The following is a 9,807-nucleotide window of genomic DNA, read 5'->3' as shown; positions in this document are numbered from 1 at the left end:
TAGGCAATCGCCCCCGGGCGGTACGGCGGCCGGCGCGTGCCGGCTACGCCCAGTCGGGCAGGCTGCCTGCACTCCGGCGCGCCTGGGCGCGGTCCTTCTTGCGCTCCAGGTAGACCCGCTCAGCGGCGATGTCGCGGCCCCGGATCCGCAAACGGTCCGGGAGTGTCGTCTCACCCTTTACGGCGCCCACGTTGGCACCCAGGGTGCGTCCTCGGGTCCTGTTCGGTCGGGCCGGGTACGGCTTGGGAATGTCTGCTTTGGTTTTCTTCGCCCGGGCCAGCGGTGTGCCGATCAGATCCGTGTGGTCGCCCGTGCGCAGCCAGTGCGGAGTGGCCGCGAGCAGGCGCGCGTTGTCGATCAGTGCCGTCGGATCGAATGTGTCCGTGAAGGGCTTGAACGCGTAGTCGTCCGTGCTCATCATGCGCCGGGGCACCCAGCGCGCCGACGCCGGGCCCAGAGCGAAGTCCGCCTGCAGATCGAGGAACCCGTCACTGATCTGGCCGCGGGCCGGGAACCAGTCCTGCCAGTGGGCGACGCCGATCCTGGCTGCCGGGGAATCGGCTCCCGTACCGGGGAACTCCTTGAGGACCTTGGCGATCACCTTGTAGATGTTGTGGATCGGATCCGCACTTGCATGCCGGTCGCGGTCCGGGTGTGGTGCGGCGATGAAGACGACGGCGAGACCGGAGGTTTCCAGCGGCCGCTTGTCGATGGTCTGGGCCCAGCGGCGGACCTTGGACTCAAAGGATGCCGAGGATGTGGCCGTAACCTCGTACACGATCCGCAGTCCGTCGCTGCGCACAATGGTCCCGTCTCCTCGGCGGTTGTCGAGCCGTCCCGGGCGCTGACGCTCGAGTTCGGCCTCGTATGCTTCAGGGCCCTTCGCCTTGGCTTTCTCCAGGCGGTCCTTGTTGATCTTTCGCTCCTGGGCACTGAGGCCGGCCAGCAGCTCGATGGAGGAGAACTTTTCGCCCATGACGGTTCCGACACCGGGCAGGTATTCGGCGGCGCGGATCGCCAGCTCGGTGGCCAGCAGGTTGTGCCGGTCGAACTGTCCGCCCGAGGACCAGGCGTAGCCGCCGGTGACCGAAACCCATTCGGGGTAGGTGAGGGTCTTCTTCAGCTCCTTCTCGAACGCGTCCCCGGTGCGCGGACGGTACAGGGCTGTCTGGCCGCGGCCGGGAAGGGTGCCGTTGCGCAGCGCGAAGGACCCGACGTCGAGCAGCTCGGCAGCGAAGGAGGCAACGATCTGGGAGTAGTTCGGGTCCAGGAAGAACGTGGATCCGGTGAGCACCGCCAGCTGCTCGGCCGAGACGGTCCGCCACGAATCGAGCACACCCCAGGCAGCGAGGCGTTCGGCGCGGCCGCGGTTGGAAACGAGGATGTCCATGGCTTCGTCCCGGCTCATGAGCAGGCGTTTGTTCTCGCGGGTGCCGAAGGAAACGAGCGGTTCGTCGTCGGGTCCGCTGTGCCGCGATGTCCACACGGCCTGGGAGCCCGGAGCCCAGAGCCGGTCCCAGTACGGGTCGGTGCGGTTGAACATGGACAGGGCGTCGTCTTCCTCCGTGCGGGAGGAGGGGATGAGCCAGCCTTCAGGTTCGAAGCCGGCGATCTCACGGCGCTCCCGCGCGGCTCCGGCTACCACAGCTGTGCCCCGTTGGCCTGGCCGTAACCCTGGGCGGCGGCGTAGCTGTCCATGTCGGCTTCGAAGTTGGGCAGCTTCACGATGAAGGCGGACTGCCTGCGCTGGTCGACCTCGGAACGGACGACGACATGGTAGGGCTCCAGGTGCTGGATGTCCTCGGTGGACCATTCGCCGTTGCTGCCAACGTTCGCGGCAACCTCGGTCGCGGTGGTGACGTCGGTCTGGGCGAAGGAGATCAGGGTCGAGTACGTGAGGAAGTTGTTGCGCAGGGCGGCGCCGAGCTGCTCCGGCCGCTGGGTGGCCAGGATGGCACGGATGCCGTAGGAGCGGCCCTGGTCGCGGATCCATCCGATGATCTCGGGGCTCGTGCCGGCCAGGAGGGAAAGCTCGTCGGCAAAGATGGACACGGACCGGCCCTGTTCCAGCCAGCCGGAGCAGTGGCGCTTGAGTGCGTTCTGCAGCGAGAACATCAGCATCGAGGACAGCTGCTGTGTCTGGGAATCCTCCAGGAGCACGCCCGTGGTGGAGGAACCGGTGTTGATGACGACCGAGCGGTGGCCTTCCAGGATCTGCGCCCAGGTTACCTTCCGGCGGGCCGGGGACCACCAGGATTCCAGTGCCAGCAGCTGGCTGATCTTGTTGCGGGGTGCCTCCTGGAGCCTGCCGCGGGCAGACTCCGTCTTGCCGTCGTACAGCTTGGCGAGCTCGGCGACTGCCAGGTCGAGTTCGGCGTTGGGAGTGTCACGTTCACGCTGCTGCTTGGCCAGGCCGTTGATGCCGTTCCACAGGTCCACGCCAAGGCGGTCGGTGACCCCGCCCAGGAGCAGGTGGGCGTAGAAGATCGGTGACTGACCGGACGGGATCAGTCGTTCGTCGCGGTCATCCATGAACTCCAGTACCTCGTCGGTTACTGCAATTCCGCCGGTGAGGACGGAGACGAGCGTTTCGTAGGAGCGTTCACCGATGGACTGCTCGCCGAAGGCGTAACGCATGGCGTTGGTGAAGAAGTGTGCTTTGGAGGTGATGTCCCCGGGTACGGAGAAAATGTCGATGGCAGGGGTGGCAGGATCGGCGGCGTCGATGACCAGGGTCTTGTCGCCCATGGCGTGGGCCCACTGCACATACTTGGCCACGCCGTCGCCCTTGGACTCGAAAGCGATGAGCGTGTTGTTCCGGCCAGGGTAGCCGGGGCGGCCGGAAGGGCGGACGCGTTCCAGGCAATGCCAGCCGAAGAGTGCGCGCACCGACAGGGACTTGCCGGAGCCGGGTTTGCCGACGATGGCGACACCGAAGAGCATCGCGGCCGCGGACAGGTGGGCAGATCCGTCATCGTTGGTGCCGAGCATCGGCCCGATGTTGGCGAGCATGGCCGGAGGAGTGGAGCGCGCTTTGGTTGCGGCGACACCGGAGACGGCGCCGGCGTGAGGGGAAACCATGCCGACAACCACGTTGGGCCCGACCATGAATGTCTTCGGCGTCAGCGGGTAATCACCGTCGGAGGCGGAGACATGCTTCTCGAACGGGACCTTCTCGCCGCCGACCTTCGTGTGGCCCTTGATGACGGCTTCCTTGCGCGGCGGCTTCGGCCGGCGGTGCAGTGCGGGAGGTGCGGGGAAGACTGCAGCTGAGAGTGCATCGCGGAGCCGGCGCTCCGGTGACTTGATGAGTCCTGCCAGTGCGGCGACACCGGTGGCTGCCATGACGCCGCCGACAGCAAGGATGCCCGGCAGCGAACCGTCGATCATTTCGGCCAGTCCATCGGGAAGCATGGGCCCGCCGATGGATGCTCCGCCGCCCAGGACGGCGCCGGCCGGAAGCCCGAGGGCTGCACTGTGGAAGCGGTGGGGAGTGCGGACCACCGAGTCAAGGTCGAAGCCGGGAAGCCCTGCGGTCACCTGGGAGAGCAGCGAACTGACGACATCTTTGGATTCCCCGCCCGCGGTGATCGTAATGATGATGGCGTTCGGCGATGTTGAGTGGTGGGTCGGCACCGCAGTGCCCATCCGGTGTGCGAGCCAAAGGGAGTGGCGGCGGCGTTCCTTGTTGGTGGGCTTGCGCATCGTGACAGCGATCCAGGTGCCCTCGGGCATGGCAGTGGCCAGCAGCCGGGGAAGCTCGGTGGGGTCGATGCCGTTCTGTGTTTCGCGCAGCGCCGGGGAGTGGTGGTAGCTGAGCTCTCCGATGGCCGGGGTGTCGCCCAGATCGGCAGGCAGTTCGACCTCTTCAGCGCGTGCACCGACGGTCTGCGCGAGGTGAAGTGCGGCGTTGGAGTTGACGGCGCGGGCCGGAAGGATCAGGTAGCCATGGAGCCCGGTCTTCTCGCGGCGGGTGAGCAGCGTTGCGGATCCGGCGTTCGTCGCCGCGGAGGCGAAGGTTCCGGCCCTCTGCGTGAAGGTTGTGGGGTTTGTGTCGATGCCGCCGGCGCGAGCGAGCCTGAAGATTCTCTGGTCCATGCCAGGGGACATGCGTAGTTTTGCCCCATTGCGGGATTTCGTTCGTACTCCCGGGATTTGCGGGCGGTGAGACTGGTTTAAAACGTGGTGCCGGGCGGAAATCCCCGATGTTCGGCCAGCGAACCCCGCAACGGCTTCCCTACTCTGGAGATGGAGTAAGTCATTCGGTTTGTGTGCGTCTACGGAACTGCACCCTGCCCTCATTCCTTCCTGTCCGGCCACGGCCATGGCTTCTATTCGGCTTGTGTGCGGTCCCTTGATGGATCTGACCTTCCCAATCCTGCTGAAATCCCTGACTCCGTTGCACCCGGACTCCCTCATCCCCACCTCCGGTCACGCCTGCAGCGGGCCTTCAATGTCCTTCGGACGGGTGGTCCCGTTGCTGCCACTGCGTGTCATCAACTGCGTCGGCACCCTTCCATCACCCCGCGTAGAGGTACTTGGTCGATGAGGCCTGCGGCCGGCGGTTGGTTGCCACCTGGCTCATGGTTGTTGGTGTCACTCTCACGGGTGGTGGTAGGGGCTTCGCCCCGGTGGGGTGCCGCTCATGTGTGTGGGTTGGTCCGGTGAGTGTGTGGTTGGGAGGAAGGCCTTCGGCCGGTGAAGGGGGTTCCGGTTTTGGTGGTCGGGTCTCCGTGAGCTCAATGCTTCCCGCCCTGTTCACGTCCGGTTGTCTTAACGCCATCGGACTGCCCGGCGCAGAGCCCTTCATGATGGTTCACGCAGACCGGAAAGATCTTCACTCCGTTCAACGTCCCGCCAAGCATCACGGTCACGCAAACAATTCGAAAAGCATCCCGCCGACCATGAAGCCAAACGTCACGCCCGGCACCGTCACGGCCACCATCAAGACACCACGACGTCCACCATCAAGAACGACAGAACCCATGGCCAACCGGGGCGAAGCCCCTACAACCGCCCACCCGTCCGCCACCAAGACGCAAACACTCCGGGCACACACCGCCCCGCGCAGCGGCCACCAAAACGTTCAGCAGAAAGCAAACGTCTTGACCCCCGCAACCGGGGCGCAGCCCCTTTCGCTTTTCCGCCCAAAAACCATCCAGACCCATCCTGCCCAGGATGAGGCCACGCCATCTGCCCGCGCAGCGGCCGAAGGCTTGGATGAACGGAGCGCAGCGACGGAAACCAAGACGGGTCGCGGACGAGCCGCGGACCGGCGCTCCGCGCCAGGTCCCCGACCTGCAGCCCGCAACGTGTCCCGAACCGGTCCCCGTGCAGCTGCAGAGCGCAGCGATGCAGCGCCCGTACCGGGCAGCTGCACGCCGACGCTACGCGCGGCGAAGCCGCACGTACGCGCGCAGCGCGGACGGCCGAGCGCAAGCGAAGGCAGCGAATCGGAAAGGCTTTCAAAACGCCAGGCACCAAAACGAAACCCGAGCTGGTATCCGAAAAGGTTAGCGGAGGGGGAGGGCCGCCAGGCCCGACCTTCTTTATATGCCCTCCAACCAGCCCGGCTCACCGTTTCGCGGCTACCGCCGGCCCCGGCAGATCCACACGACGTCCCTTCGGGCCGCCGCGCAGCAGGACGGCTTCACTCCGGCAGCCGGGCCCGGGCCTACCGGCCGCGGAGACGGAGCTCCGGTGCGCGCGCTCGGGGCACACGGGGCGGATCCGGTTCAGGCGGCGGTGCGGGTGCCGGTGTCGGCTTCGGTATCGGATGCACTGTCGGCGCACGGAAGGAGGACGACGTCGGCTTCACGGGCGCCTTCAGCTTCGGTCGCGGCGGATCGGCGGGCGCGCCGGATTGAGTGCACGGTGCGGGAGCATTCGACGAGCGACGAGGCGCCCAGCATGATCGGCAGGACGGTGATGATCTGTATGGCCGGATCGTGCATGACGCTGATGATGAAGGCTCCGCCGCCGATTCCTGCCACGGCACCAGCTGCTTCACGGAGCGCGGTGCCGGCGGGTGTGACCAGGGCATGGCTGAGCCGGGCTGCGGCCGGGTGGCGTGCAGGCCCGGGGTCGCTGCTCACCGGGATGCCGGCAGGTCGAGCATCTTCACGTAGGACGTGTCGGCGGCCAGCGCGTCGGCGGTGATGTACCGGTCCTTGTTGGCTGTGGCGTTCCACCATGCCGAGCCGGGCCACGTCGCGACATCGGAGAGGACATTCGGGGTGTAGACGGAGGTCTTCTCCCACACCTCGGAGATCACAGCCGAGAGCTCACTGTTCCGGGAGAGATCAACGACGTGCGCCTTGCCCGCGGCATCCTTCCCGTACACGTTGATCGGTGCGGCGCCGAAGACTCCGAACTTCCCGTGCACGCTCCTGGCAACCGGTCCCCGGGACCATGGCTCGAACTGTTCGGGCAGCAGTGGGCCGCGGCCGGTCTTGGCATACTCGCAGGCCGTGAACCAGAGGATGCGGTTCAGCTTCGGCGGGCAGACGTGCCTGTCGTCGCGGAAGGCGAGCTGCAGGATGTTGTTCGCGATGAGGATGGAGGGGAAGGGCATGCTGATCCGTTTCGTGGGTGACGGTCACTATGTGTGCGGAGGCGGAGGGCGCGCTCACCGGGGAAAGAAAAAGCTCCCCGGCCGGTGGCCGGGGAGCTGGGGTGGTGATGGTCAGGCTGCCTTGGGTTCGTCCGGATCTTCGGGGCACCAGTCGCGCGCGACTGCGGCGAGCCTGCGGATTCCGAACTCTCCGGCGTCCAGCATGGCGGCCAGCTCGAGGTCCACGCCCGGCTTGTCCAGGACGATGGCGACGGCTTCGAGATAGGCAGCCGCCGCGCGGGCATGGAGCCGGCCGGCGGGTGAAGCTGTCAGACGGGTGCGGGAGGCACGCGATTCGACGACGGCGCGGTGAAGCAATTCATTCAGTGCGTTGTCGGCAAGTTCCAGTGCTGTCCGGACTTCGCGGACGCGCTCCTCGGTAACGGGCAGGGCGATTACTTTCATGGTGGTTCTCATTTCGACGAAGGCAGATGCGCTGGCAACGACCTGTGTGCGGCCGCGGCAGGAGAAGCGCAGATACCCGGGCGTGTCCTCGGACACGGGGTGGGGGAGGGTGCATAAGACCACCTGCCGGGCCCGGTCCGGTTCGCCGCTCTGTAACTCTGTGAGTCTGTGACTCTGTTACTTGCGGGTCGTCGGCCGGAGCCCGGCAGATGTCGATGCGGTGTTATGCGGCCAGGTCCATCAGGCCCGGCAGTGTTTCCTTCGCGGCGGCAAGGTGGGCCACCATTGCTTCCAGGCCTTCAGCGCTCACGCGGGTCATGATTTCCCCGTAGCTGGCGGCCAGTTCGGCTTCGAAGATGTGGATGAGCGGGAAGTATTTCGCAGCCAGGCGCTCGGCCATGGCGTCGTTGACTCCGGCGCCGATACCGGCCACGTTGTGGTGCAGGCCGACCGCGTTGTCCACGAAGTCCACGAACTTCACGATGAACACGTCGGCGTCGCCGTGGATGGCGTCATGGACGTGGCTGACATACCGCAGGTTCGATACCGCACGAGGCTGCCGGGGGCCGCTGTTCAGCGGGTTGCTGACGGCCTCGACCATGCGGGTGGTGTTGGTGCCGAAGGTGGCCTTCATCCAGTCGTAGGCACGGTCGCGGATCTGGGACTCGTCCAGGACGGAGGTGTCCATGCCCAGGTAGTCGGTGAGGATGGAGACGGCGCAGTCCTCGATGGTGTCGTGCAGGATGATCGCCGCGATGATGTCCAGATCGGTGACGCCCATGCGCAGGGCACGCAGCGCGTTGCGCAGCGGGTGTTCGCTGTACGGGGCGCGCGGCATTCCTCCGCGGTTGGCGCGGGTCTGGTTGCGGTGCAGGTAGGTCGCCACGCCGAGGGCATCGACAATCCTGTCGGCGCCGGAAGGGCTGATTGCCTTCGTGGTTCCGATGATGGAAAGGGCAAGTGCGCCGGAGTCCAGGTTCTTGAGCTGGGCTGCGGGAATTACAGGGAGCATGTGTTCCTTTGGAGCTTCGGTGTGTTTCATGCCGGTGGGGGGCCGGTTCGTCAGGGTGCTCCGTCCATGGTCTGCATCCTCTATCCCTCATGTGTGCGGCAAGGCATGCGTCTCTCACCACCCGGCCGGCGGGAAAATCCACCTGTGGGCGACGGCATCGCGAGAGCAAACAGGGTGTCCGCACACATGGGAACCATGACCGCAAACCCTGTCGAGGCCTTCGTCCACGACGATGCCGTATCCGTCCGCCGTGCCACCGAATTCACGTACCTTCCCGACAGCGCCGTGCCCGGGGAAACCGACCTGACCCTCTTCTCAATCCGTGTTGCGTGGCGCGGTCCCGGATCCTGGGCCGTACTGTGGTTGGGCTATTGCTGGGGACCGGAGGGTTGGGGTTACGAACCGGGCTCCCCGGAGCGGGACGAGGAGTACCTCATCGCGCACCGCTTCACGATCCAGGAGGCTGAAGCCATCGCACTGCGCGAGGTCAACAACATCACGATCAACGGCAGGACATGGATCGAGGACCGCCGGGAGCGGGAAGCCCGGCGCAGCGCTTCGGAAAAATAATTCCGGAAAACCGCGACGCCGGGGCCGGCAGCCGCACACAGGTCAGGTGACAACGAAAGGGGTCCCCATGACCGCCATCATCATCGTCCTCGCCTGGTTCTCCGCACTGGGCATCATCCTTCCCGTGAACGCGTACCTTGCCGCCGGCCGGGACCGCGCCGACCGGGCAGCTGATGTCGAGGTTGCCCGCCGTGCTGATTTCGAAGAGTTGCACGCCGCCGCCTGAACCGGGCAGCGCAACGGCCCCCGTCCTGATTGGGCGGGGGCCTTCCTGTGTCCGGGAAGCGGCAGGTATCCCTCCGCACACATAGAGGTCATGACCAACAGTTACAGACGAGAAGTGAAGTACGGCCCGGCGAAAGCACTGCACAAGCTGGCCAGGAAGCAGCGTGTGCGCAGTCTGCCCCGTGAAGAGGATGTCCGCGGGCACCTGATCCGTGTTCCGGGCACCGGCGTCGTCGTGGTCCCCGTTGAGCAGCTGGCTGGATCCTGGTCCTGCATCGTGGTCGCCGGCCTCAACCGCTTCCCGATGATTCCGGTCGAAGACACCGTCCTGTTCAACGGCGGACGCCTGATCACCGACGGGCAGCTGCAGGCGACTCCGGCCCGCGGCAAAGCCGCGCACAGCACCGAAAAGAAAACGGTCCAGGGTGCTGTCCTCCGTGTGGACGACCTCATTGTGGTACCCGTCTGCCGGGCGGACTTGGGGTGGGACTGCATCGTTGTTGCCGGAGAGAAGCCCCTGGCCGAAAGTCCGTACTTCGTCTACGTCCACGAGGCAGTCCTGGCCGGGGCGCCGCAGGTGCTCACCGAAGCAGAGATCACCGGCCTGCCTTCACCGAACCCGCCGAGGTTTGTTCCCCGCGGATGCGAAGACCTCCTTCCCCTGGCCACCGAGTTCACGATCCTTCCGGCCGGCGCCGTGCCGGGAGAGCGGGACCTGGACGCCTACTCGATCAAGCTCACCTGGCGCGGTCCGGAGCTGTGGGACATCGGCTGGCTCGGCAAGCACTGGGGGCCCGGCGGCTGGGGCAAGGACGTCCCCTCCCGGCCCCGCTACCCGCTGGATGAGGCGGCGCATATCGCCCGCGAGCTGGTTGACGATCTGGAGATTGAAGGTCTGACCTGGGCGGCGCTCCGGAGCAGGCGCGGCTGACCGCCCGCAGGAACAGAAGAGGCCCCCGCCAATTCAGGCGGGGGCCTTTCC

At 66.2% G+C, this 9,807-nt stretch carries 9 protein-coding genes; 3 read left to right on the top strand and 6 right to left on the bottom strand.

What is annotated here, in order from left to right; translation table 11 throughout:
• Positions 1-43 precede the first annotated feature (43 nt).
• The 6 genes from N2K99_RS18955 to N2K99_RS18930 all read right to left on the bottom strand — a co-directional run bounded on the left by N2K99_RS18955 (position 44) and on the right by N2K99_RS18930 (position 8,030).
• Entirely contained in the window at positions 44-1,645 is a 1,602-nt protein-coding gene (locus N2K99_RS18955; protein WP_227934789.1) for a hypothetical protein, read from the bottom strand.
• Positions 1,639-4,098 (bottom strand): type IV secretory system conjugative DNA transfer family protein, encoded by a 2,460-nt coding sequence (locus N2K99_RS18950; RefSeq protein WP_227934788.1) that lies wholly within the window; start codon positions 4,096-4,098, stop codon positions 1,639-1,641. The genes N2K99_RS18955 and N2K99_RS18950 overlap by 7 nt, the downstream gene beginning before the upstream one ends.
• A gap of 1,637 nt (positions 4,099-5,735) precedes the next feature.
• Positions 5,736-6,095 carry a hypothetical protein gene (locus N2K99_RS18945; protein WP_227934787.1) on the bottom strand — a complete coding sequence of 120 codons (360 nt, stop codon included), beginning with the start codon at positions 6,093-6,095 and terminating at the stop codon, positions 5,736-5,738.
• On the bottom strand, positions 6,092-6,574 hold the full coding sequence (locus N2K99_RS18940) for a type II toxin-antitoxin system antitoxin SocA domain-containing protein (protein WP_227934786.1): 483 nt from the start codon (positions 6,572-6,574) through the stop codon (positions 6,092-6,094). The genes N2K99_RS18945 and N2K99_RS18940 overlap by 4 nt, the downstream gene beginning before the upstream one ends.
• A 111-nt stretch (positions 6,575-6,685) precedes the next feature.
• Complete coding sequence (locus N2K99_RS18935; RefSeq protein ID WP_227934785.1) at positions 6,686-7,018, bottom strand: hypothetical protein; 333 nt, start codon at positions 7,016-7,018, stop codon at positions 6,686-6,688.
• 223 nt (positions 7,019-7,241) lie between these two features.
• Entirely contained in the window at positions 7,242-8,030 is a 789-nt protein-coding gene (locus N2K99_RS18930; RefSeq protein WP_227934784.1) for a hypothetical protein, read from the bottom strand.
• A 195-nt stretch (positions 8,031-8,225) separates the two neighbouring features.
• Between N2K99_RS18930 and N2K99_RS18925 the strand changes: the two genes are divergently transcribed.
• The 3 genes from N2K99_RS18925 to N2K99_RS18915 all read left to right on the top strand — a co-directional run bounded on the left by N2K99_RS18925 (position 8,226) and on the right by N2K99_RS18915 (position 9,756).
• Positions 8,226-8,600 carry a hypothetical protein gene (locus N2K99_RS18925; RefSeq protein ID WP_227934783.1) on the top strand — a complete coding sequence of 125 codons (375 nt, stop codon included), beginning with the start codon at positions 8,226-8,228 and terminating at the stop codon, positions 8,598-8,600.
• A 67-nt stretch (positions 8,601-8,667) separates the two neighbouring features.
• Positions 8,668-8,826 carry a hypothetical protein gene (locus N2K99_RS18920; protein WP_227934782.1) on the top strand — a complete coding sequence of 53 codons (159 nt, stop codon included), beginning with the start codon at positions 8,668-8,670 and terminating at the stop codon, positions 8,824-8,826.
• 90 nt (positions 8,827-8,916) lie between these two features.
• Positions 8,917-9,756 carry a hypothetical protein gene (locus N2K99_RS18915; protein ID WP_227934781.1) on the top strand — a complete coding sequence of 280 codons (840 nt, stop codon included), beginning with the start codon at positions 8,917-8,919 and terminating at the stop codon, positions 9,754-9,756.
• Positions 9,757-9,807 lie beyond the last annotated feature (51 nt).

The sequence above is a fragment of the Arthrobacter sp. zg-Y1110 genome (genome assembly GCF_025244865.1).
In the GTDB taxonomy this organism is placed as follows: domain Bacteria; phylum Actinomycetota; class Actinomycetes; order Actinomycetales; family Micrococcaceae; genus Arthrobacter_B.
Note: the sequence above shows the minus strand (reverse complement) of the source record. Positions and strands in the feature narration are given on the sequence as shown.

Excerpts from the sequence above, each read along its gene's own strand:
- N2K99_RS18950 (WP_227934788.1), bottom strand. The coding sequence starts at position 4,098 with ATGGACCAGAGAATCTTCAGGCTCGCTCGCGCCGGCGGCATCGACACA.
- N2K99_RS18940 (WP_227934786.1), bottom strand. The coding sequence starts at position 6,574 with ATGCCCTTCCCCTCCATCCTCATCGCGAACAACATCCTGCAGCTCGCC.
- N2K99_RS18935 (WP_227934785.1), bottom strand. The coding sequence starts at position 7,018 with ATGAAAGTAATCGCCCTGCCCGTTACCGAGGAGCGCGTCCGCGAAGTC.
- N2K99_RS18930 (WP_227934784.1), bottom strand. The coding sequence starts at position 8,030 with ATGCTCCCTGTAATTCCCGCAGCCCAGCTCAAGAACCTGGACTCCGGC.
- N2K99_RS18925 (WP_227934783.1), top strand. The coding sequence starts at position 8,226 with ATGACCGCAAACCCTGTCGAGGCCTTCGTCCACGACGATGCCGTATCC.
- N2K99_RS18920 (WP_227934782.1), top strand. The coding sequence starts at position 8,668 with ATGACCGCCATCATCATCGTCCTCGCCTGGTTCTCCGCACTGGGCATC.
- N2K99_RS18915 (WP_227934781.1), top strand. The coding sequence starts at position 8,917 with ATGACCAACAGTTACAGACGAGAAGTGAAGTACGGCCCGGCGAAAGCA.